21 protein-coding genes are annotated in these 25,280 nt (G+C 29.1%); 18 read left to right on the plus strand and 3 right to left on the minus strand.

The genetic code is table 11. The annotated features are described in order from the left end of the window. Positions 1–103: 103 nt before the first annotated feature. From HMPREF9629_RS01565 to HMPREF9629_RS01575, 3 genes are all read left to right on the plus strand, one after another. Positions 104–1,069 carry an ABC transporter substrate-binding protein gene (locus HMPREF9629_RS01565; protein ID WP_009524556.1) on the plus strand — a complete coding sequence of 322 codons (966 nt, stop codon included), beginning with the start codon at positions 104–106 and terminating at the stop codon, positions 1,067–1,069. A gap of 220 nt (positions 1,070–1,289) precedes the next feature. Beyond that, positions 1,290–2,159, plus strand: coding sequence for an ABC transporter permease (locus tag HMPREF9629_RS01570; protein ID WP_009524557.1), 870 nt, complete (start codon positions 1,290–1,292; stop codon positions 2,157–2,159). A 54-nt stretch (positions 2,160–2,213) separates the two neighbouring features. Then, positions 2,214–2,993, plus strand: a complete 780-nt coding sequence (locus tag HMPREF9629_RS01575; RefSeq protein WP_009524558.1) for an ABC transporter ATP-binding protein — start codon at positions 2,214–2,216, stop codon at positions 2,991–2,993. A gap of 109 nt (positions 2,994–3,102) precedes the next feature. Here the strand turns inward: HMPREF9629_RS01575 and HMPREF9629_RS01580 are convergent, their stop codons facing one another. Then, positions 3,103–3,972, minus strand: coding sequence for a YitT family protein (locus HMPREF9629_RS01580; protein WP_009524559.1), 870 nt, complete (start codon positions 3,970–3,972; stop codon positions 3,103–3,105). 413 nt (positions 3,973–4,385) lie between these two features. Between HMPREF9629_RS01580 and HMPREF9629_RS01585 the strand changes: the two genes are divergently transcribed. The 3 genes from HMPREF9629_RS01585 (at position 4,386) to HMPREF9629_RS01595 (ending at position 10,727) form a co-directional block, all read left to right on the plus strand. Further along, on the plus strand, positions 4,386–6,785 hold the full coding sequence (locus tag HMPREF9629_RS01585) for a glycogen/starch/alpha-glucan phosphorylase (protein WP_009524560.1): 2,400 nt from the start codon (positions 4,386–4,388) through the stop codon (positions 6,783–6,785). A 199-nt stretch (positions 6,786–6,984) separates the two neighbouring features. Then, the gene (locus HMPREF9629_RS01590) at positions 6,985–8,727 is read left to right on the plus strand and encodes a glycoside hydrolase family 13 protein (protein ID WP_009524561.1); all 1,743 of its coding nucleotides are present in this window, start codon (positions 6,985–6,987) and stop codon (positions 8,725–8,727) included. A 200-nt stretch (positions 8,728–8,927) separates the two neighbouring features. After that, on the plus strand, positions 8,928–10,727 hold the full coding sequence (locus tag HMPREF9629_RS01595; RefSeq protein WP_009524562.1) for an LTA synthase family protein: 1,800 nt from the start codon (positions 8,928–8,930) through the stop codon (positions 10,725–10,727). 181 nt (positions 10,728–10,908) lie between these two features. Here HMPREF9629_RS01595 and ilvC read toward each other — a convergent pair whose 3' ends face one another. Continuing rightward, entirely contained in the window at positions 10,909–11,904 is a 996-nt protein-coding gene (gene ilvC, locus HMPREF9629_RS01600) for a ketol-acid reductoisomerase (protein WP_009524563.1), read from the minus strand. A gap of 180 nt (positions 11,905–12,084) precedes the next feature. Next, on the minus strand, positions 12,085–13,224 hold the full coding sequence (locus HMPREF9629_RS01605) for a cysteine desulfurase family protein (RefSeq protein WP_009524564.1): 1,140 nt from the start codon (positions 13,222–13,224) through the stop codon (positions 12,085–12,087). A 332-nt stretch (positions 13,225–13,556) separates the two neighbouring features. Here HMPREF9629_RS01605 and HMPREF9629_RS01610 point away from each other — a divergent pair, with 332 nt between their 5' ends. The 12 genes from HMPREF9629_RS01610 (at position 13,557) to HMPREF9629_RS12395 (ending at position 25,255) form a co-directional block, all read left to right on the plus strand. Further along, the gene (locus HMPREF9629_RS01610) at positions 13,557–14,438 is read left to right on the plus strand and encodes a hypothetical protein (RefSeq protein WP_009524565.1); all 882 of its coding nucleotides are present in this window, start codon (positions 13,557–13,559) and stop codon (positions 14,436–14,438) included. A 129-nt stretch (positions 14,439–14,567) separates the two neighbouring features. Continuing rightward, complete coding sequence (locus HMPREF9629_RS01615) at positions 14,568–14,966, plus strand: RrF2 family transcriptional regulator (RefSeq protein WP_009524566.1); 399 nt, start codon at positions 14,568–14,570, stop codon at positions 14,964–14,966. 2 nt (positions 14,967–14,968) lie between these two features. Next, positions 14,969–16,699 carry a B12-binding domain-containing radical SAM protein gene (locus HMPREF9629_RS01620; RefSeq protein WP_009524567.1) on the plus strand — a complete coding sequence of 577 codons (1,731 nt, stop codon included), beginning with the start codon at positions 14,969–14,971 and terminating at the stop codon, positions 16,697–16,699. Positions 16,700–16,723: 24 nt separating this feature from the next. Next, a complete protein-coding gene (gene lgt / locus HMPREF9629_RS01625) occupies positions 16,724–17,464 on the plus strand; it encodes a prolipoprotein diacylglyceryl transferase (RefSeq protein ID WP_009524568.1) in 741 nt (246 codons plus the stop codon). 196 nt (positions 17,465–17,660) lie between these two features. After that, a complete protein-coding gene (gene rsmH / locus HMPREF9629_RS01630) occupies positions 17,661–18,617 on the plus strand; it encodes a 16S rRNA (cytosine(1402)-N(4))-methyltransferase RsmH (RefSeq protein ID WP_009524570.1) in 957 nt (318 codons plus the stop codon). After that, complete coding sequence (locus tag HMPREF9629_RS01635) at positions 18,598–18,789, plus strand: hypothetical protein (protein WP_040012641.1); 192 nt, start codon at positions 18,598–18,600, stop codon at positions 18,787–18,789. Before rsmH ends, HMPREF9629_RS01635 begins: the two co-directional genes overlap by 20 nt. A 28-nt stretch (positions 18,790–18,817) precedes the next feature. Further along, positions 18,818–19,114: a hypothetical protein gene (locus tag HMPREF9629_RS01640; protein ID WP_009524571.1), complete on the plus strand. Its 297-nt coding sequence runs from the start codon at positions 18,818–18,820 to the stop codon at positions 19,112–19,114. A 13-nt stretch (positions 19,115–19,127) separates the two neighbouring features. Continuing rightward, a complete protein-coding gene (locus HMPREF9629_RS01645; protein WP_009524572.1) occupies positions 19,128–21,296 on the plus strand; it encodes a peptidoglycan D,D-transpeptidase FtsI family protein in 2,169 nt (722 codons plus the stop codon). A 20-nt stretch (positions 21,297–21,316) separates the two neighbouring features. Continuing rightward, positions 21,317–22,297 (plus strand): phospho-N-acetylmuramoyl-pentapeptide-transferase, encoded by a 981-nt coding sequence (gene mraY / locus HMPREF9629_RS01650; RefSeq protein WP_009524573.1) that lies wholly within the window; start codon positions 21,317–21,319, stop codon positions 22,295–22,297. 174 nt (positions 22,298–22,471) lie between these two features. Then, entirely contained in the window at positions 22,472–23,821 is a 1,350-nt protein-coding gene (gene murD / locus HMPREF9629_RS01655; RefSeq protein WP_009524574.1) for a UDP-N-acetylmuramoyl-L-alanine--D-glutamate ligase, read from the plus strand. 319 nt (positions 23,822–24,140) lie between these two features. Then, positions 24,141–24,884: a CRISPR-associated endoribonuclease Cas6 gene (gene cas6, locus HMPREF9629_RS01660; RefSeq protein WP_009524575.1), complete on the plus strand. Its 744-nt coding sequence runs from the start codon at positions 24,141–24,143 to the stop codon at positions 24,882–24,884. After that, on the plus strand, positions 24,881–25,255 hold the full coding sequence (locus tag HMPREF9629_RS12395) for a hypothetical protein (RefSeq protein ID WP_009524576.1): 375 nt from the start codon (positions 24,881–24,883) through the stop codon (positions 25,253–25,255). The genes cas6 and HMPREF9629_RS12395 overlap by 4 nt, the downstream gene beginning before the upstream one ends. Positions 25,256–25,280 lie beyond the last annotated feature (25 nt).

The raw sequence follows: 25,280 nt of genomic DNA on the forward strand, positions 1-25,280 counted from the left end.
TTTTTTTATTCAAATTTTAATTTATAAAAATTCAATTCTTATACAAAGCATCGAAAATTTATTTATAGTAGTTTTATAAACACTGAAAATGGAGGATTTATATATGAAAAAATTAATGTCTATTATACTTATATCATCTTTATTATTGACAGTAGGATGTTCTTCATCAGATAATTCAGAAAAAAAAGAGGAGGATGTTAAGAAATATAAGATAGGTATAACGCAACTTATAGAACATCCGGCGCTTGATGATGCACGGAAGGGTTTTGAGGAAGAATTAAAAGCAAAAGGTATAGATGCTGAAATAATATATAAAAATGCTCAAGGCGATGTAGCAACTGCTACAACAATAGCACAAGGCTTTACAGATGAAAAAGTAGATTTGATATACTCTATATCTACAACATCTACACAGGCGGCAAAACAAGTTACAAATAATATACCGATAGTGTTCTCTGCGGTTACAGATCCTGTAAAATCAGAGCTTGAAGGCGAAAATATAACAGGAGTATCAGATAAAACACCTATTAAAGAACAGTTGGAATTATTCAATAAATTACAAGATGGAATTAAAAAAATTGGAATAATATATTCAACAAGTGAAACAAATTCACAAATACAAGTTGCAGATGCAAAAGAAGCATCTAAAGAAATCGGTTTGGAAATAGTGGATATTGGAATTAACAATATCAATGATATGCCACAGGCAATAGATGCTTTGATAGGAAAATGTGACGGAGTATATGTAATTACGGATAATTTAGTAGCAAAATCACTTGATTTATTGACATCTAAAGTAAATTCTGCAAAAAAAGTGTTGATTATGTCTTATGTAGATAGTTCGACTTCATCTCAAAATGTATTGTTGGCAAATGGTGTGTCATATGTGGATTTTGGAAAACAAGCCGGAGATATGGCTGCAAAAATATTATTAGAAGATGTGAAACCTTCAAGTATACCTGTAGGATATGCAGACAGAACATATAATACAGTTAGTATGAAAATAGTAAAAGATTTGGGATTAGATGAAAACAATCCTATTATAAAAGAGGCTCAAAAAATAGAATAGCATATTTTACAATTTTATATAATACTAATCTCTAATATAATAATGGATATTTTTGTTTTTAAGGATTTATTAGATAAGAAATATTAAGCATACTTTAAATAAACAACTTATAATAAATTTTATTCATTAATCAAACGGATATTGGTATAAAACATAAAAATATTATATACAATTTGATTTACAAATAGAAAATATTAACAAAAGCGAGGAAAATTTTAAAATGGGAAATGCACTTTTTATAACATCGGTTGAGCAGGGACTTATATTTGCTGTGCTTGCAATGGGAGTATATATATCATATAAGGTACTTGATATAGCGGATTTGTCTGTAGAAGGTTCTTTTCCATTAGGAGCATTTACATTTGCAATTTTGGCAACAAAAATGATAAATCCTGCTATATCAATGATGGTAGCATTTATAGCAGGAATGCTTGCCGGCTTGCTTACTGCAGTATTATTTATAAAATTAAAAATAACACCGTTATTATCAGGAATACTTACACTTAACATATTATATTCACTAAATCTTGCAATAGGTCTTGGAAATTCAAACATACCACTTTTTCAAGTACCTATAATATTTAAAGAATCAAAAACAGTTAATATATTGATATTGTTAGCTTTTGTAGTGTTGATAAAAATTATTTTAGATTTGTTTTTTAAAACAGAGATAGGATATCTTGTGATAGCTACAGGAGATAATGAAACTCTTGTAAGAGCACTTGGGCAAAACTCAGACAAATATAAAATTCTCGGATTGATGTTGTCAAACGGCTTGGTATCACTTTCAGGAGCGTTAATGGCACAGAGTCAAAAATTTGCAGACTCCAATATGGGTACAGGAATAATAGTATATGCCTTGGCCTCCATAATAATAGGAGATACAATAATGAAAAGCAATCAAAAATTAAAAGGAACATTAAGAGCTGTATGTGGAGCTATGATTTATAAATTTATATGGGGATTAGCTCTGGACAGAGGATTACCTTCAAATTATTTAAAAGCTGTCACATCACTGATAGTTATAATATTTATAGTGTATAATAATATGGAAATAGGAAGAAAAATGTTCAAGAAAAACAGAAAATAATAATATATTAACTAAAAATTGTATATTTATTAATTGCAAAATCGGGGTGAAAAAATGCTTAATATAAAAAATTTGAGTAAAACTTTTAATACAGGAACAGAAAATGAAATAAAAATTTTTGATAAATTCGATTTGACTATAGAAAAAGGGAAATGTACAGCACTTATAGGCTCAAACGGTTGTGGAAAATCAACACTTATGAACATAATATCAGGTAGTATCTTTCAAGATGATGGAGATATAGTATTGGATGGAAAAAATATAAGCAAGCTTAAAGAAGAAAAAAGAGCTATGTATATAGGAAAAGTACACCAAAATCCGTCATTAGGAGTATCGCCTTCATTGACCATATTGGAAAATATGTCATTAGCAGATAAAAAAGGTGAAAGATTCGGAATAAAAAAACTGATAAATTTTAAAAATGTTTCAAAATATAGAGAAATTTTGAAAGAACTTGATCTTGGATTAGAAGATAAACTTTCTACGAAAGTAAAATTTCTTTCAGGAGGACAAAGACAATCTCTATCACTTTGTATGGCAACTATGAAACAACCAAAAATCCTATTATTGGATGAGCATACTGCGGCACTTGATCCGAAAACATCAGCAGTTATAATGGAAAAGACAAGACAGCTCATAGAACGTAAAAAAATTACTACAGTTATGATATCTCACAATATGAAAGACGCTATAAAATATTCTGACAGAGTAATTATGCTTGACAGCGGAAATATAATATTGGATAAAGAGAGCAAAAACCTTACGGAGCAGGAGTTAATAGATATATATACAGAAAAATTGGTAGATTTCAATGAAAGAAGAAGAGTGGGTTAATAAAAAAATAGTAGATAATACTATTATCCAATTAAAACAGATTTTAATTTAAACGGATTTTAGTATTATCTACTATTTTTTCATTATGTTGTAAGAACAAATATGTTATTTAATCAATATCATATGTAAAGCCGTTACCCTCTATTTCAGATATTTTGGATAAAAATAAAAATGCTCTGTCATCAGTTTTTTTGACGAAGTTGTGGAGTTTTATGTATTCTTTTCTGTCCATTATGGAATTAAGTATTTTTCTTTGTTCGTTTGAGTATCCGCCTTGTGCAATATATATAGTAGAGCCTCTACCTAAGTCTTTTATTATGAAATCATTTATAATATCTATTTTTTCAGAAATTATTGTTATATTGTATTTTGAATTGAAGCCTTCTATAAATCGGTCAATCATAAAAGAGTTCATTATTACACCGAGCAGAGCATACATACCAAGTTTAGGACCGTAAATGAAACATGCACCCAGAGTTATAAGACCGTCGCATATAACAAGTCCGTTTCCAAAAGAAAATTTTGTATATTTTTCGATAATTTTTGCAAGGATATCAGTACCTCCTGTAGAACCTCCACTATTTAAAACTATGGACATACCTATACTTGATATCAATATACCGAACATAAGATTGATAAACAAGTCATCAGTTATAGGCATATTCATAGGAGAAAATATCTCCATAATTCTTAAAAAAGCAGACATGACAGTGATAACATAGATCGTCATAGCACTAAAATGCATTCCTATTGTGACAAGTCCAAGTACAAGAAGTATGGTATTAATTACTAACAATATTATAGATATAGGGATATCTATAACAGAAGTAAGCAATATTGAAAATCCTGATGCACCTCCGGTAGCAAGATTGGACGGTACCAAAAAATAATGTATAGAAAGAGCTAATATGAGCGTCCCTATATTTATAAATAAGAATTTTTTTATATTGTTGGATGTTAATAATTTTTTTAAATCCATAACCCCTCCTTAAAATCTCAATACAAATGTAGAACTAAGACATATATTACAATTTATTATATCATTATTATAAATATTTTGCTATTGTAATATTTAATAACATTCAAAAAGTGCTATATCTGAATTTTTTTTGTTAAAGAAAATTCAAATTGTATAAAAAAATTTAAAAAAATAAATCATTTTTTGACTAAAAAATATAAAATAAGGTATAAATATAAACAGTTTATTTTATATTTTTGGTACTTAATGCTTTTATTAGTATAAAGTTCCTAAAATTAATTTTGGTTTAAAGTTGCAAATTTTAAAGAATTAAATTTACCATAAAAAATTAGACAATAAAAAATATATTGCATTTTGAACAAAAAACTACTACAATATAGAGTAGTTTTTATTTATTTTTTTAGGGAGGGTTTATGCAAATCGATAAGGAACAATTCAAAAAAGATTTGGCAGAACAGATTCAAAAAGATTATTCACAGTCAATAGATGCAGTTTCAGCGAGTGAAGTATATCAATCTCTTGCAAAAACTATAAGATATTATATATCAGGGGATTGGATAAAGTGCAAAGAAAAAGTAAGAGATAATCTTGAAAAACAAGTGTATTATTTTTCAATGGAGTTTATGATAGGACGTCTTTTGAAAGAAACGCTTTTAAAAACAGGAATGCTTGAAGATGTAACGGATGTATTAAGAGAGTTCGGATTTAAAATAGAAGATATATTAGAGTCTGAAAGAGAACCGGGACTTGGAAACGGAGGCCTCGGTCGTCTTGCGGCATGCTTTATGGATTCTTGTGCATGTCTTGGAATACCTGGAAATGGAAATGGTATAAGATATAATTACGGGATGTTTGAGCAGAGGTTTAGCGACGGCAATCAGGTAGAATGGCCTGATGACTGGCTTAGAAATAAAAATCCGTGGGAAATAAGAAAAGAAAACAGAAAAGAAGTGGTTAAATTTGGCGGTACTGTCAGAATGGATGCAAATTTAAAACCAATACACGAAGGCTACGAAATAGTACATGCAGTACCGTATGATATGCCTATAATAGGAAACGATGATAAGACTATAAACACTCTTAGACTTTGGTCGGCGGAATTGAGTTTGGAAGACAGTGAATTAAATTCGGTGGAGTATTCAAAACTTGAAGCAAAAAAAATAGAGATACAAAAAATAACTAATGTGCTTTATCCTGATGATTCTACAGATGAAGGGAAGCTGTTGAGATTAAAACAGGAGTATTTCTTTGTATCAGCCGGCTTGCAAAGCATAATGAAGGATTTTAAAAAATTAAAACTGTCTATATCTGAATTTCCGAATAAAGTTGCAGTTCATATAAACGATACACATCCTGCACTTTGCATCCCCGAGCTTATTAGGATATTGCTCGATGAAGAGCATCTTGAATGGGAAGAAGCAATAGAGATTACAAGAGATACTATGAGTTATACGAATCATACTATAATGCAGGAAGCTCTTGAAAAATGGCCTGCACATTTTTTAAAAAATTTGCTTCCGAGAATATATATGATATTGGAAGAACTGGACAGAAGATTTAACGATAAATATTCGAGCAGTTTGACAGAAGAGCAATTAAGAAATACTTCAATAATAAGAGACGGTTATGTAAGAATGGCGAACCTATCAGTAATAATGTCACATTCTACAAATGGAGTTGCAAAGCTTCATACAGATTTGTTAAAAACAGAAGTTATGAAGGATCTTAATTTCTTATTTCCTGACAGGTTTAATAATAAGACTAACGGTATATCATACAGAAGATGGATAGAGTCTTGTAATCCGACATTGAGCAGTTTAATAGATGAAACAATAGGAAAAGACTGGAGAAAAAATCCGCTTGAATTAACCAAATTAAATGACTATAAAGACGATCCTATAATGCTTGACAGAATAGAGAGAGTAAAAAATATAAACAAAGAGAATTTCTCTGATTATATGAAACAAAGATATGATTTTGATATAGATCCGAAATCTATTTATGATGTACAAATAAAGAGATTTCATGAATATAAAAGACAATTTTTAAATGCTCTTCACATATTATATCTGTATCATAAAATACTAAGAGAACCTGATTATAAAATGCAACCTGTTACTTTTATATTTGGAGGTAAAGCCGCCTCTTCATATTATAGGGCAAAGAAAGTTATTAAGTTTATAAATTCTTTGGCATATCATATAAATACGGATCCGAGAGTAAAAGGCAGAATAAAAATATATTTGATACCTAATTACAATGTATCTTTGGCAGAACGTATAATACCTGCTACAAATATAAGTGAGCAAATATCAACAGCAACAAAAGAAGCATCAGGCACATCAAATATGAAATTTATGCTTAACGGAGCAATAACATTGGCTACACTTGACGGCGCAAATATCGAGATAAAAGATCAGGTAGGCGATGATAATATTATGATATTCGGACTTAATAAGGAAGAAGTGCTTGATTATCAATCAAACCATAATTATAATGCCTCTGATATATACCAAAATGACGAGGATATAAAAATGGTTGTAGATTCTCTCGTAAATGGATTCTTGCCTAAGCTCGGTTATGACGGTATAGACTTATATGATTCGCTTTTAAAAGAAAATGACAGATATTTTGTATTGAAAGACTTTCATTCATATAAAGAAGCATCTGCAAAACTTAGATGTATGTACAAAGACAGGAAAAAATGGAATAAAATGTCTATAATAAATACAGCAAATGCAGGAATATTCTCATCAGATGAAACTATTAAGAGATACGCAAAAGAAATATGGAATGTTAACGGAGATTTTTAATAAATTCTATTTTTTAAAAATTCTTAAATTTTTTATTTGGTAAGAAAAAAATTATATTATATTAAATGCAAATAAGTGGCAGATTTTCAAATTAAGCAGGTATAAATTCAAAGCACCCTAAATTATCGGGTGCTTGATTTTTTTATGATTTATGTATAAAATATAACCTGTATAAATTTTTTTAGAATAGGAGAAGTGTATGTATTATAATAGCCTTGATGAACAATATAAATGTCCTGTAGGCGCAGTAAAGTTAGGTGAAAAAATAGAGTTTTTCATAGAATCTCCGGATACTTTGGAGGCGTATTTAGTTATAAAAAGAGATGATATGCCATATGTATCTGTTCCTATGCAAAAAGCTGAAAAGAATGGAAAATTCGGTTTTAAAACTGAATTTGTTCCAAGTGAAGCTATGCTTTATTTTTACCATTTTCAGATAAATGAACCGAGAGAAACGAAAATTATACAAAAAAATTATGATATAGACTATCAATTAACTGTATATGAAGATTTTACAGTACCTAAGTGGTATAAAAATGCAATAATATATCAGATATTTCCTGACAGATTCTACAATCCCTTCAAGACACCGATAGCATATAAGCCCAACAGTTTCATATATGCTACTTGGAAAGACAAACCGATGAATATTATAAATGAGAAAAAAGAGCTTGTAAGGCAAGATTTTTATGGTGGAAATTTATATGGAGTTATTGAAAAATTGGATTATTTAAAATTATTAGGGATAGATGTAATATATTTTAATCCTATATTTGAATCAAACTCCAACCATAAATATAATACAAAAGATTATCACAAGATAGACTCTATGCTTGGAGATGAGGAAACCTTTAAAAAACTCATAGCAGAAGCTAAAAAAAGAGATATAGAAATAATATTGGATGGAGTTTTTAACCATACGGGAGATGACAGTGAATACTTTATATCAGCGAAAAAAGATAAGAGTTCCAAGTATTATAGTTGGTATTATTTTAAAGAATATCCTAATGTATATGAAAGCTGGTGGGGGTTTGATACACTTCCAAAGGTAAATTGTATGGATGAGTCTTATCAAAATTTCATTATGGGTGAGGGAAATTCAGTATTAAATCATTGGACATCGCTTGGGGTAAAAGGTTGGAGATTAGATGTGGTAGATGAGCTTGATGGTTCATTTGTAGAAAAATTTAAAGCCAATATGAGAAAAGTGAATGAAGAGTCTGTACTTATTGGCGAAGTATGGGAAGATGCGTCGAATAAAACCGCATATTCACAGCGCAAGAAATATTTTATGGGGCATCAATTGGATTCAGTTATGGGCTATCCATTTAAAGAAAATGTGCAAAATTTCCTAAACGGTAATATAAACGGTTATCAAATAACGGAAAATTTTAAAACTCTTTGGGAAAATTATCCAAGAGAGGCGTTTTATGCCAATATGAATCTTATATCTACTCATGATACGCCAAGGTGTATAAATGTTTTAAATTTTGATGAAACCAATTTTAAATCGGCAGTAACGGTTCAGATGACATTTGCAGGAGTACCTCATATATATTATGCGGATGAAGTCGGAGAAACAGGACAGATGTGTCCTGATAACAGGCGAGGTTTTCCTTGGGGAGAAGAAAATGAAGAAATACTTAATTTTTATAAAAAATTGATAAATTTAAGAAAAAATAATAATATTTTTGTAGACGGAGAGATTGAGTTTTTCTACTTGAATGATGATGTATTTTCATATAAAAGATATTTCAAAGACGATCCGGAAAAAGTCGTATATGTAATGATTATGAGAAAAAATACATTATTGTCATTGGAATTAAAACCCATGACAGTATTTGAATATTTTTCTGGAGAAACAATAAAGTGTGGTTATGGTACACTAAACCATAATTTTGATAAAGGTTGTTATATAATATCGACATATCCGTTAAATTAAAAAATACGGTTTATCCTAAATAAGATTATTTTTTTACAGCAAACTTAAATTATACAGTTTAGCAAGTTGTTAAGCTTGATAAATTGTATAATTTAATAAATAAATTTATGAATGTTAGACAAGGTCTATTATAAAAAATGTCATAATATTGCAGTACAAATCTGTATTGTAATAAATACATAGACAAGGGAGTTAAAAATATGTATGTTATATATGTTTTGATTGCATCAATTACTATGTCTTTTATATATGAGTATTCAGGACTCAACGGCATAGGAGCAAAAAATATGATGCTTTCGTTTTTACTGTTTTTATTTATCAATATTCTTGTATCAAATCCAAATAAAAAGTATAAAAGAAATATAGTAATATTTTCATTTATACCTGTATTACTTGCTATATGTAATGTAACTAAAGTCAGATTTCAGCTTGCGGAGATAAGTTTTTTTGATGTTAAGCTCGCTAAAGCCGCAGGAGATATAGCGGGACTGTTTTTAGATAAAATACCTTATACCAAAATAGCTTTAATTTTGGTTGTTTATGTAATATTTGTCATATTAAGCAAGAAATATGTTGATATAATAGATTTTTTTAAGATGAAATACACTTTGGAAGAGCAAAATGATATTGATGATAAATTATTTGACATTGATAGACTATTCCGTTTGAAATATATAAAAATTTTTCCTCTTATTTTTATAATTTCTTTTTTTACATTTACAAGTGAAATTTCTTCAGCATTATCCACTTCAAGTTTCGGTAATTTACTGATATCAGGCAAGATATTGACACAGACGTATTTAAGAAAATATGAAAATGAAGAACAGGCTATAAAAAGAATTATAAAAACGGCAAAAAAAGAAGAGTTGGCTAAAATTGACATAAATGACAGATTATTGAAAGATTATCCGTTTAATAAGCAAAATAATATGGACGTTGTAATAATTCAATCCGAAACTTTTTTTGATTTGCCTAAATATCAGGATAAACTTGAAAAAAACGGTATTGTTGTTCATGACGAGCATATAAGTGATAATTTGCATTATTATCAAAATAACGGCATATCCGGAATAATGCACACACCGACAGTCGGTGGCGGTACTGTAAATACAGAATATGAAGTGATGACAGGATATGGGGCAAGATATTTTGCAAGAGGAAGTATAGTGTTCACATCAATATTGGAAAAACAGACTAATTCTTTGGCATATTTTTTAAAAGATTATGTAGGAAATATGAAAACCATAGGTATACACAATCATAATGCCGACTATTGGGACAGAGATAGAGTGTACCCTCTTTTAGGAATAGATAAATTTATAGACATAACTATGTTTACTAAAGAAGAACAAGATGATTTGGTAGGAGCGTGGATGTCAGATAAAACAATATTTGATATGACAAGAAGACAGCTTGAAGAAAATCCGAACACAAATAATTTTATATTATCTGTAACAGTGCAAAATCACGGACCGTTTTTGGGTAAAAAAGGCGAAGATATTGAAGTAGATAATTTAAGTGAACATGATGGCTGGGAAATAAGAAATTTTGTATCTAATTTAAAATATTCAGATGAACAGCTGAAAATTTTTATGGATTATATAGATAGCAGACAAAAGCCTACAATAGTTATTTTTTATGGAGATCACAAACCCGATCCTAACTATGATATATTTAAAAATTCAAAATATTATACTGAAAATGACAGACAAAATATGTTCAACACGGATTATTTTATATATTTCAACAATGCTGTGCAAGATGAAAAACTGACTTCATTAAAAGGTATACATCAGGATATATCGGCAGCGGCACTCAACAGATATATACAGATATTGCTTGGTGATACATCGCCTGTATCAATGTATATGTACAACTATACAAAAGATCCTGTAAATTACTTCAATAAAGACGTGATTACAGGCATAAAAGACAACACATATAGAGATATAACAACTAATTTTGTTAATGCTTTTATAGACTATAAAGATTTTGATTAGTATTAAATGCAAATTAAAACAGACATATATAGCTAAGAAATTATATTTTGTAAGTATAAAATATATAGAAATTTTATATTTTATAATAGTGTTTAGTATAATATTGAATTTTCTACAAAAAAACTCCTAAAATTTGTATAATTTAGGAGTTTTTTGTAGAAAACATATGACTAAATAAAAGTTATTTCTTTAGCCAAGACATCATATCTCTAAGTTCTTGTCCTACTTTTTCCAATTGATGTTCTGATTCTTTTCTTCTTGTTGATAAAAATTTTGTTTTTCTTCCTGAAGAAAATTCTGTCATAAATTCACTTGCAAATGTTCCGTCTTGTATATTTGACAATATACTTTTCATTGCTTTTTTTGTATCTTCGCCTATTATTTTTTTCCCTGCTGTATAATCTCCATATTCAGCTGTATTTGATATGGAATTTCTCATTTTTGCAAATCCGCCTTCGTTTATAAGGTCTATTATTAATTTCATCTCGTGGATACATTCAAAATATGCCATTTCAGGTTCATATCCCGCTTCAACTAAAGTTTCAAAACCTACTTTCATAAGCTGTGTTACTCCACCACAAAGCACAGCTTGCTCACCGAATAAATCTGTTTCTGTTTCTTGTCTAAAGGTAGTTTCTAATATTCCGGCACGACCTGCACCTATTCCTGATGCATATGCAAGAGCATAATCTTTAGCTTTTCCTGATTTATCCTGATATACTGCTATTAAGGAAGGTACGCCTTGTCCGGCTTGATATTGGCTTCTTACAGTATGACCTGGACCTTTCGGTGCGACCATTATTACATCTATATCTTCGCTTGGTGTAACCAAATTATAGTGTATGTTAAATCCATGTGCATACATAAGTACATCGCCTTTTTTCATATGTGGTGCGACTTGTGTATTGTATATGTCTGCGGATATTTCATCAGGTACGAGCATCATAACAAAATCGCCTGCTTTTGCGGCATCTTCTACGCTCATAACTTCTATTCCTGCATTTCTTACAGCGTCAGCGGATTTACTGTCAGGTTTAAGTCCGACTACTACTTTTATTCCGCTTTCTTTAAGGTTTTGCGCATGAGCATGTCCTTGACTTCCAAAACCTATTATAGCAATTGTTTTATCCTTTAATAAACTTAAATCACAATCTTTGTCATAATATTTTTGAATCATTTGATTTTCCACCTTTTCTGAATTTTATAATATTATTAAGTTTCAATTAAATATATTTTTTATAATTTATTAAATGGATATCCATATAAAATAAATTTAGTTTGATATATAAATTGAAAGTGATATTTGATAATTTTACCCCAAAAATTAATTTATAGTCAATTAAATTTTAAGATATTATCAATTATTTCTCAATTTTTTTACTGTTTCGGCAAGGTTTGATACGACATAATCAATTTCTTCTTTTGTATTATATTTTGAGAGAGTAAAACGTATATTTCCATTTATATATTTATCATCTACGCCTATTGCCTGAAGTACATGAGAATTTTCTACTGAGCCTGAAGTACATGCCGAACCTACAGAAGCACATATGCCGGCTTTATCCAATAATATTATAAGTATCTTTGAGTCTATATCAGCAAAACAAAAGCTTGCGTTATTTATAAGTCTGCTGTCACTATTACCTGTTAATATGCAATCGTCTATTTTAAATAAGACTTCATCTATAAAATAATTTCTTAAATTTCTTATATAATTCTGTTCTTTATTATTTGATATAAGCTTTTCACAAGCTAAGCCGAGAGATACTATTGCAGGGACATTTTCCGTACCGGCTCTTTTGTAATTTTCTTGACTGCCTCCGTAAATTAAGTTTTTCAGATGTGTTGATTTTTTTATATATAAAGCGCCTATACCTTTTAAGGCATGTATTTTATGACCTGATATACTCATCATATCAACATTTGTATCTTTTACATCTATGTTCAATTTGCCTACAGCTTGGACTGCATCAGTATGAAAATAAGCACCGTTTTGGTGTGCTATTTTGCAAAGCTGTTTTATTGGTTGTATTGTGCCTATTTCGTTATTGGCAGTCATTATTGACACAATAGATGTATTATCCTTCGTTATATTTTCTTCTAATGTTTGAGGATTTATAAATCCGCTTTTGTCCACATCAAGATATGTTATGTTAAGTCCTGATGCCTTCATATATTTACAAGTGTTTAATATGGCATGGTGTTCTATCTTGCTTGTTATTATGTGTTTTTTATTTTCATTTTTTACACATTGTATTGCCCAATTGTCAGATTCTGTACCGCCTGATGTAAAATATATCTCATCATCGCTTGCATTTATAAGTTTTGCAATGGATGAGCGTGCCTTATATATTGCGTTTTGAACTGTTCTTGATTCTTTGTAAATACTTGAAGGATTGGCATACTCAACGTTAAAATATTTTGTTATTTCATTCAATATGTCATCATCAACTCTTGTAGTGGCGGCATTGTCAAGATAAATTCGTTTATTGCTCATGGTTCACCTTTTTAATTTTAATAGATTAAAAATTTATATTTTATAAACAATTTTCATAATATTAACATATTATAATGAATAAAGCAAACACAAGTATTGAAAAAATAAATGATTTATTATAAAATGATAATATATCAATTTAATATAAATTTTTTTGTTTTATAGGTCATTATTTTTTTAGTGTTGCAATTATATTGTAAATATAAAATTATATATTTGAAAACTATTTATTTTTATATACACGTAAGTAATATATTTTTATATAAATTGTTATTTGACGTCTTGTTTAATCATGATTTTTGATATTTAAACTTGATTGTGGAGTGTCCGGTATGAATAGAAAGCTTGATTTTAGACCCGGTGTTGTATGGGTAGGCGGAGATGCTTTTGTACAAATAGTGGATGTAAAGCTTAAAGGCAGTACATCTGATTTGACATTGGAGTTGAAAGCTCTCAACAAAAGTGGCTCTATACTTGTAAAAATAGAATATGAAGTATATTTTTATGACTCTGTGGAAACAAAACTTCAAGATGAACCTTATAAAATAACAGGAGAAGATGTAGAAATTAAACCTAATGAGGTAGGTGTTGTTTCTGAATTTAATTTAAGTAAGGGTTTTCCAAGTGCAAGACGTGCGGAGGTGAAATTACTTAGGGCTGTTTTTTCAGATGGAAAATCTATAGATTTGGTATATGAAAATATGGAAAAATTCGCAATACCTCCTATTACTGATGATGACTTACGATTGCTTCAAAAAGTTGTCGGACAGGATGCCATATGTTTACCGGCAAAGCTGAGTATTAATTGGAGATGTGTTTGCGGATATTTTAATGGAGATGAGTCGGATCTTTGTAATAATTGTATGAGAGATCAAAGTCAAGTATTTTCCGATTACGGTTCCATAGAAAAAATAAAAGAAACGTTAGAACGTGAAATAGCAGGAAATGTTGAAGATGATGTCGATCCTCTGGCAGATTTGGAGGCTGAATTAGGGTTAGATCTGGATCCTGTTATTCAAGAAGAAAATCAGGAGATTGCTATAGAAGAACAACATGTACCTGAAAAAAAAGAATTTGAAGTTATAAAAGCGAGTGCCTTTAAGGAAACCGGCGAATATTTGGCAAAGGCTCCTAAATTGAATTTAGTAACATTATTAATATCCGGAATAATGATAAGTACTTCAATATTTATTTTGCTGTTCAGAATTAGATAGTATACAAATTGTATTTATACTAATTTCTGATAAACAATAGATAGTTTATATTTAAGAAGTATATAAATAGTGATATATATTATTTTTCCATTGTTCTATTGAATTTTAGTATTAAAATGGAGGAAGTTAATGAGAATAACGCAGGAAACTGATTATGCCTTGAGAATGATAGATTATCTGTCTTGCAGTGAAGAAGAAGTTGTAGGGGCAAGCACACTTTCTGAAGAATTAAAAATACCTATAAGATTTGCTTTAAAGATACTTAGAAAGTTGAATATATATGGAATTACAAAAGCGTTAAGAGGTGTAAATGGCGGATATTATCTCAATAAGAATCCGCAAGATATAAATTATAAAATGGTGGTAGAAGCGATAGAGGGAGAAATATATATAAACAAATGCCTTCAAGATCCTGCCTGTTGCAGTAGAAATATGGTGGGAAGCGAATGTCCGATAAATAATAATTTAAGAAAAATACAAGATAAAGTAAATGAAGAATTAGAAAAATATACATTTGGAAAAAAATAATTATGAAGATTTTGCTTACTACACTTAACTCTAAATTTATACATTCATCATTAGCATTAAAGTATTTATACAACAATATATATGATATTGCTGATGTAAGTGTAAGAGAGTATACTATAAATGAAAATTTGCAAGATATATTTTGCGACATAATGAGTGAAAACTATGATTTAATAGCATTTTCTACATATATATGGAATGTGGAGCATATATTGAAATTATGTTGTGATATAAAATTAGCCAACCCTTATACAAAATTATTATTCGGAGGACCTGAAGTAAGTTTTGATAGCATAGATTTTATGAAGAAAAATGATATGGTTGACTACATAATAAGAGATGAGGGAGAAATAGTTTTTAGAAAATTTATAATGGCATATGAAGATAAGTCTTTTGAAAATGTAGAGTCTTTAACATATAGAAAAAATGAAGAAATAATTGAAAACATAGATGCAAGACCTATAGAAAATCTCGGAATGATAAGAGGAGCATACGATATATTTGATGAAAACAGCATAAAAGATAAGATAGTTTATTATGAAACATCAAGAGGATGCTGTTATAATTGCTCATATTGTCTATCATCAGTTACAAAATCAGTAAGATTTTTCCCGTATGAAAAAGTAATCAGTGATTTGGAAAAACTTGTGAGTCTTGGTGCAAAACAGATAAAATTTGTAGATAGGACATTCAACTACGACAAGAAAAGAACCATAGATTTGATAAAATATTTATGTACGCTTGATAACGGCAGTATAAACTTTCATTTTGAGATAACGGCTCATATCATGCAGGATGATTTGCTGGACGCACTTAAAAATGTAAGGCAAGGCTTGTTTCAATTTGAAATAGGAGTTCAGTCGACTAATAAGCAAACTATAAAAGCTGTAAACAGAATAGACAATTTTGATGAATTGTCAAAAAAAGTAAGAAAGATAAAATCTTTTGGCAATATACATCAACACCTTGATTTGATAGCAGGATTGCCTTATGAAAATCTGGATAGTTTCAAGCATTCCTTTAATGATGTAATGGCATTGGAGCCTGATAATTTACAGCTCGGATTTTTGAAAATGCTGAAAGGTTCTCCTATTAATTCGGTAGTTGGTCAATTTGCTATAAAATACAGAAACTATGCACCTTATGAGGTAATAAGTACGCAATTTTTATCATATAAAGATATATTTTTGCTAAAAGATGTTGAATCTGTGCTTGAAGAATATTATAATTCTATGACTTTTAATTATTCTATGAAATTTATTTTAAGTAAGATAGACAATGATTATTTTTCTTTTTTTGAAAGATTTTGCAATTTTAAAAAGGGTAATGATTACAATAAAAATCTTTCAAGAGATGACAGATTTTATCTGCTCTTTGATTATGCAAGAAGTTTTTTAAGCGATAAAAATATATATTTTTTTAAGGAATTATTGAGATTTGACTATCTTCTTATGGGAAGAAACAGAGTTATACCTGAGTTTTTAAAGAATGATACTTGCAAATTAAATTCACAAATAAAGAAAGATATAATTGCAGATATTGATTTGTCAAAGAAATTTGATATAAATACAGAAATTAAAAATATAAATTCTGTAATAAACATAGAGCTTTTTGATATTGACATAGAAAAATTTGATAAAGAAAATATACCTGAAAAAAAAGAAAGTTATGTAGTGTTTAACTATTTTGGAGCAAAAAATTTCAGAAATATTGTGAATTTTTATGTATATTAATAAAAAAACAGTAAAGGAAATAAAATGATAAATCCTATAGCTTTCACCATATTAGGAATTCAAGTCAGATGGTATGGTGTAATAATAACTTTAGGTCTTTTAATAGCCGGATATATAGCGATGAAAAATGCAAGATATATGGGACTTAAAGATGATTATATAACAGATTATGTCTTATGGGCAATGCCATTTTGCATAATAGGGGCAAGATTATATTATGTGATTTTTGAATGGGATTATTATAAAGGGGATTTTTTTAAAATAATTAATATAAGAGAAGGTGGGCTTGCAATACATGGAGGATTGATAGCCGGTTTTTTGGTAGCATATTTTTACACTAAGGCTAAAAAAATAAATTTTATGCAGTTTGCCGATATAATATGTGTTTCCATTCCGCTTGGTCAAAGTATAGGTAGATGGGGCAACTTCACAAATTCAGAGGCATACGGTACTGCAACGAATTTGCCATGGGCAATAAATATAAATGGTCAAATGGTACACCCTACATTTTTATATGAATCTATTTGGAATTTTGCATTATTTATTTTCTTGTATAGATTATTAAAAAAAAGAAAATTTAACGGACAAATAATATCTTTGTATATGATAATATATTCTGTAGGGAGATTTTTTATAGAAGCTCTTCGTACAGACTCTTTAATGATTTTAGGATTAAAAACTGCACAGCTTGTAAGTATTTCACTTATTATATTGGGAGTGGCAGTATATGTATATGCCAGCAAAAACAATAGAATCAGCGATTAATATAGATGTGTTGATTAAGTTTTTTAATAATATTTTTGTATTTTTTTTGAAAATTAAGCAAATATATTATCAAAAATAATAAAAATATTTATTTTTTGAAAAACTATTAAATATGAAAATTAAATTTTTTAAAACTGTTTTTATGTAATTATTTTTTATGAAAACAGTGTGATAGTATTATATGAATGAGGGAGTTATGCAATACGAACATAAGACGGTTTTATTAAATGAAACGGTCGACAGCATAGATGTTAAAAACGGGAAATTGTATGTAGATGCAACATTTGGAGGAGGAGGGCACAGCGGACTTATATTGTCAAAGGCTGATGACATAAGATTATTCGTATTTGATCAGGATATAGAGGCGATAGAAAACGGAAAACTGAATTTTGTAGGAGAAAAAAGAATCAATTTTATAAATGATAATTTTGTAAATATTAAAAAAAATCTTCAAGCTTTAGGAATAAAAAAAGTAGATGGAATAATCGCCGACCTTGGAGTATCATCATATCAGCTTGACAATGCTGACAGAGGTTTTTCTTATATGAGTGATGCAAAATTGGATATGAGAATGGACAAAAATTCATCTCTCACAGCAGAGTATGTAGTAAATACATATTCAAAAGAAAGATTGAAACATATAATAAGAGAATATGGTCAAGAGAATTGGTCTGATAGAATTGCCGAGATAATAGTAGAAAAAAGAGCTGTAAAACCTATAACAACTACATTGGAATTAGTAGATATAATAGAAAAAAGCATACCGAAAAAACTTCGAGATAAGCATAAACATCCTGCAAAAAGGACTTTTCAAGCTATAAGAATAGAAGTTAATAATGAGATAGATATAATTGAAAAATTTATACAAGATTCATTTGATATGATGAATATTGGAGGAAGAATTGCAATTATAACTTTTCATTCATTAGAGGACAGAGCTGTAAAAAATTCATTTAAAGAATTATCCATAGATTGTGTATGTCCTAAGGAGTTTCCTGTATGTATGTGCAATACAATACAAAAAGCAAAAATTTTGACTAAGAAACCTATTTTACCCACAGATGAAGAAATAAATTCAAATCCGCGTTCAAGAAGTGCAAAGCTGAGAGTATTGGAGAAGATAAGCGAGGGAGATGAGAAAGATAAGAGATAATAAGAATAAAACAAGTCAAAAATCCAAAATGTCATATCATTCATATAAAACTCAGGTGCAAAAATCCAATTTGAAAAAGGGAAAAAATACGTCAAAGAAAGTAAAAACACAAAAAGAAATAAAAAAGAAAAGAAAGAAGAATTTAAAAAAAGACAATAAAACAAAAAAATAAAGTTTTAAAAAAAGCAAGACGAGAAAATTTGAAGAAATCTATTGTAAAAAATCTGAATAGTGACAATTTTATTATTGTAGCAGGAGGAATTATAATAATATTATTGCTTTCTTTAATAACTTTCAAACAATCCCAAATAGCTGACATAAAATATTCTATAAATAAAAAAAATACTGAAATTCACAATATAAACAATGAGATAAAAGTAGAAAAATTAAAGATAGATGAGTCAAGCAGAAGTGACATAATAGAACAAAAAGCTATGGAAGAACTCGGTATGATATATAGACGTCAAGATCAGATAGAATATATAACCGTTGATTAGTTGGAGGATACAAGTGGCAAAAAATGTTGATGAAATAATGCTCAAAAGAGTAAAAATCTGTTTAGGACTGTTTATATTTTTTACACTTATTGTTGTATCTCGCTTAGGATTCTGGATGATAGTAAAAGGCGATAAATATAGCCTTGAAGCAAAAGAAAATCAATATAGAGAAGCATTGATAATGCCTACAAGAGGTATAATATATGATACCAATGGTAAAGAACTTGCTGTAAGCATACCTAAATATGATTTTTGGATAGAGCTTAAAAATATAAAAACTGAAGAAGCTAAGCAAAAAATAATAGAAAAAATAAGTTCGGTTTTAAAAGTCGATACTGAAAAATTAAAAAAAGATCTGAATTTAAAAAAAGACAGAATAATACTGTTAAACAATCTTTCATTAGATGATGTGAAAAAATTAAAAGAAAAGAAAATTTCCAATACTTGGTTTGATGAAAAGACGAGCAGATATTATCCGTATGGAAATTTTGCGTCATATGTTTTAGGTCATACATCTGCTAATAATGTAGGTCTTGCAGGTATTGAGGCATATATGGATTTGCAGTTGAAAGGAATACCCGGAAAAAGACTATATGTAAGAGATGCACTTGGAGGTGAAATATCTCTAAGAGATATAAAGTATCAAGAGCAAATACCAGGGAAAAATGTTATGCTGACAATAGATGAGGTTATACAGCATAATTTGGAAAAAGTTCTTCATAATGCTTATTATACTTATACGCCTAAATCTGTAACAGGTATAGTAATGGAAACAAAAACCGGCAACATATTGGCAATGTCAACTATTCCGGACTATAATCCCAATCTTCCGAGAGAGCCGGCATATGATTACTATGCAAAACTTATGCAAGAAGCTGTAGATGAAGATGAAAAAATGAAAGTAGTATATGATATGTGGAAAAATCCGTCTGTAAATGTAGTTTTTGAGCCGGGTTCTCCATTTAAACTAATAACTGCTGCAACAGCTTTAGAAGAAGATAAAAGTAATATGGAAGAATATTTTAATGATACAGGCTCAATAGAAGTTGCAGGAGTAAAACTGAAAAACTGGACACCGACTCCATATGGGATTATAACTTTAAAAAAAGGATTGGAAAATTCCGTGAATACAGTATTTGTTCAATTAGGGCAAAGAATAGGTGCAAAGCTTTTTATGGAATATATAGATACATTCGGTTTTGGTAAAAAAACCAATATAGACTTGCCCGGAGAAGAATCGGGGGTTGTCAGAAAAGTCGAAAACATAGGTCCTGTTGAGCTTGCAAATCTTAGTTACGGTCAAGGTATATCAGTTACACCTATACAGCTTATTACAGCTATCAATGCTATAGGAAACGGTGGTAATCTGGTAGAGCCTAATATAGTAAAAGCTATAACGGATAAAGACGGAAATATAATATCAAAATCTGAAACAAAAACATTAAAACAAGTTATATCTTCACAAACTGCATCATCTATACTATACGCTATGGAATCAATAGTAGATAACGGTTCAGGTAAAAAAGCAAAGGTTGAAGGATACAGAATTGCAGGTAAAACAGGCAGTGCCAATAAGGTAATACCGGGGCAAATAGGATATGCAGATAATAAATATATTTGTACATTCGCAGCCATAGTGCCTGTAGAAGATCCTAAGATAACAGTTCTTGTTGTAATAGACGAACCTTTAGAAGGAACACAAAGTGGTAGCGAATCAGCAGCACCTATAACAGGTCAAATATTGGAAGGTACACTCAAATATCTTGGAATAAATCAAAACATAAGGATAAATGAAGAAAATAACCAAAAAACTGTAGCTGTACCTGAACTGAAAGGCAAGTCTTATACAGAAGCTACTAATGAACTTAGAGCAATTGGTTTAAATCCGGTATTCGATCCTAATATAGTAGTAGAATTGGAATCTCATGTAATGAGCAGCTTTCCACAAGCAGGAGAAATGGTAGAGCCTAATTCATCTATAATGTTATATATGCGTTCAGATTCCACTCTAAAAACGAATATGCCTAATCTTATAGGACTTACAAAAGAGCAGGCACAGGTAATACTTGATAATTTAGAGATAAAATACAATTTCAGCGGAAGCGGAAAAGTGTATAATCAATCTCCAAAGGTGGGTACACCTGTAGATAAAGATTTCAGAGTGAATATAGAATTAAAATAAAGATTAAAGGAGACTTTAAGTTGTTACCGACGAGTCAAATAATTGAATATATACTGTCTTTTTTGTTTGCATTCGCAATAGCGTTTGTAATATCACCCAAAATATTGGATATGCTGAAAAAATTAAAGTTAGGGCAAGAAATAAGACAAGAGGGACCACAGTCGCATTTATCAAAAGCGGGAACCCCTACCATGGGTGGAATAGTATTTATAATTGCGATAGTAATATCCTCATTGGTACTTAATCGCAACAATATATTTGATGTGCTTGTATTTTTAGCATATCTGTTATTATTTGCCATAATAGGATTTACAGATGACTATGTAAAAATAGTAAATAAGAGAAATTTGGGATTGACAGAAAAGCAAAAATTATTAGTGCAATTAGTATTTGCAATAATACTATCATATATTTCTCTTGTAAAATCATCATATAATACAGATTTGGTAGTACCTTTTACAAGTTTTAAACTTCATACGGGATTCTTATATATACCTCTTACATCACTTGTAATAATAGCAACCACAAATTCTGTAAATTTAACTGACGGTTTGGACGGTTTGGCATCAAGTGTGACATCAATAGTTATGTTGGCTTTTGCTATAATAGCAATAAATCTTAATTATATAACAACAGCGATGATTTCATTAAGTGTAGCAGGAGCTTGTTTAGGTTTTTTGAGAATAAATGCACATCCTGCAAAATCATTTATGGGAGATACAGGCTCTATGGCTCTTGGAGGTGCAGTAAGTGCTATTTCTATTGCTATGAATATGCATCTGATAATAATAATAATAGGTATAATATATGTTATAGAGAGCCTTAGTGTGATAATCCAAGTATATTCTTTTAAACACTATGGAAAAAGAGTATTTAAGATGTCTCCGTTTCATCATCATATGGAATTAAGCGGATATAAAGAAGTACAAGTAGTAAAAATATTTTGTGTAATAACTTGTATAGCATCTATAATAGGTATAATATCAACAGCTTTTATATAATTTGCCCAATATAAAAATATTTTAACAGTTTTTTTATTTATAAGTATTTTCTTATGCTTGAGTAAAATTTATCATAAAGCCTATATATTATAACTTTCTTGTTTCTTTTACAATCTATGAAAGGGTTTATTTTAAGTTGATGATGGACTATAAATCTAAGGAGGATTTTATTATATGAGCAAAATTATTGTTGTAGGACTTGGTAGATCCGGAATATCGCTTTTAGATTATTATTCAGGTAGAGATGAAACGGTATTTGCTTATGAAAATAATAAAAATATTGATATATCAAAATTTAAAAAATATGAAAACTCAAATAATATAAAATTTTTTTTAGGGAAAAATCCTACTGGAGATGAAGAAGCAGATATAGTATATCTTTCGCCTGGAATATCACCAAATGAATACTTTGCACAAAAATTTATTCAAAGAGATATTTGTGTGACAAATGAAATTGAATTGGCATACAATTTAGCAAAAGATGCCAATTTTATAGGAATTACAGGAACAAATGGCAAAACCACAACAACGAGTATGCTTGGAGATATTTATAAAAAGTATGATGAGAATACTTATGTTGTTGGTAATATAGGAAATGCTGTACTTTCAAGTATAAGTCTTGCAAAAACGAAAGCCAATTTTATAACAGAACTTTCAAGTTATCAATTAGAAACAATCGTAAATTTTAGGGTGCATATAGCAGTGATACTGAATATAACACCGGATCATTTGTCAAGACATAAGACAATGGAAAACTATAAAAATGCAAAATATAATATTACAAAAAATCAAATCGAAAGCGATTTTTTAGTTTTAAACAAAGATGATGAAAGTATAGATATAAATCTTGAAAATGTAAAATCGAAAGTTATATATTTTTCAATGAAAGAAAAACTTAAAAACGGAGTTTATTATGATAGAGAAAAAGACTCTATAATAAGCACGATAAATGGAAAAGAAGAAGAAATAATAAAAGCTGAAGATATACATTTACTTGGAAAACATAATATACAAAATACACTTGCCTGTGTTACTGTATCCATACTTGATAAGATACCGACAGCTTTAATAGCAGAAGCTATAAAAGATTTTAAGGCTGTAAAACATAGATTGCAAAAAGTAAGAGAAGTTGATGGTGTAATATATGTGAATGACTCAAAAGGTACAAATATAGACTCTACGTTAAAAGCGATAGAGTCGATAGATAATGATATAATCCTGATAGCCGGAGGCTATGATAAAATGCTTGAGTTCGACGATTTAATAAAAGGATTTAATGGTAAAGTAAAAACACTTTTGTTATTCGGAGCTACAAAAAAACTTATTAGAGATACAGCACTTAAATATGATTATAAAGATATAATAAGTTTGAAAAATTTAAAACAATGTGTACAAATAGCAAAGATAATAGCAGAAAAAGGAGACGTTGTATTATTATCACCTGCCTGTGCAAGTTGGGATATGTATCAAAGTTTTGAAGAAAGAGGAGATGAATTCATAGAGCTTGTAAACAATCTTAAATGAAAAAATATCTGCTCACTATAACTTATACTAAAACTTTTATCTATAGAACATTTTTATGAATTTTGAAAAAGATTTTAAATTAATATGAGATAAAAATATATTAATAATAATTTATATATGTAAAATGTAATTTTAAATTTTAAAATAAGCCTGAAAAGTATTGTATCTTTTACTTTTCAGGCTTATTTTGTATCATTATAATAATAGATTTTAAATAAAAAATAAAAAATTCCATTATTAATTTTATGTAAAAATATTGACTCTATAAAAATGATGTGCTAAAATGAATTTAAAGTTGATAAAGAAAGGAGAAAAGATTTTGAGAGTTTTATTAAAGTTTAATATGAAGACAAATTTTTTACCTTTAGACTATCACAAATTTGTGGTTAGTTATATAAAAAAGGCATTGACAGATTATGAAGGTGGAAAATTTTTTGGTGAATTTTATTCTAAGAATATTTCAAATAACTACAAAAAAGATTTTTCATGGAGCATGAAAATACCGAATCCTGCGTTTTTTAAAAATAGGATTGAAGTTAATGAGAAATATTTGGAAATTACTTTTGTTACTCCAAGTAAAACGAATTCTGCCATATTTTTGAACGCATTTTTGTTGCAAAAAGGAAAAGTCTTTGCGATATCTAAAGAAAATGAAATTGCACTTGTTGATATAACAATGTTAAAAGAGCCGACTATAACTCAAAATATGGCACAGTTTAAACTCTATTCACCTTTAGTATTGAGAGAGCATTATAGAGATACTAATAGAGATAGATATTTTACGGTTGAAGATGAAGATTTTGTATCAAGGCTTAAAGAAAATATAAGAACAAGCTATCCTAAATATGCATCTTATGTTGATGAACTTAAGATAGATATATCTAAACTGCATAAAGAAATAATTCCACTTTATGGTGTGAATATAGAGGTTTCTATTGGAGATATTATTATGCTTGGAGAACCTAAGTTACTTGATACAATATTAAAGGGTTCACTTGGATTAAGAAAAGCTTCAGGATTTGGAGTACTGAAATTGGTTGATTCATGGAGGTTTGATGTATGATAAGTACAGGGAATTATGGAAAGTACGATACATCTCTTGAATTTTCAGATTGGAGATTTTCTGCAGCAGCTGTTGGTATTATGAAATATCTCCAATATAATGATATGGATTTTTATATTTATGACTATAATGATGAGGAAAACGATTATGAATATAAAAAAGATGCCATATATTATAATAAGAAAGATATATTGGATGAAAATAAGTATTTGGATTTTGCAGAACATTTTTTTTCTGATAAATTTCACCATAAAAGAGTGATAGCTTTGTTGGATTCTGATAATTTTGATACTGAAAAGATAAAAAGAATAAATGATACACTAAAAGCAAACGTTATAATGAAAAAAAATATTTGCCAATATAAAATTTAATGGAGAAAATAAAGATGAAATCATA

Origin of the sequence: Peptoanaerobacter stomatis, from assembly GCF_000238115.1 — a bacterium.
GTDB lineage: Bacteria > Bacillota > Clostridia > Peptostreptococcales > Filifactoraceae > Peptoanaerobacter > Peptoanaerobacter stomatis.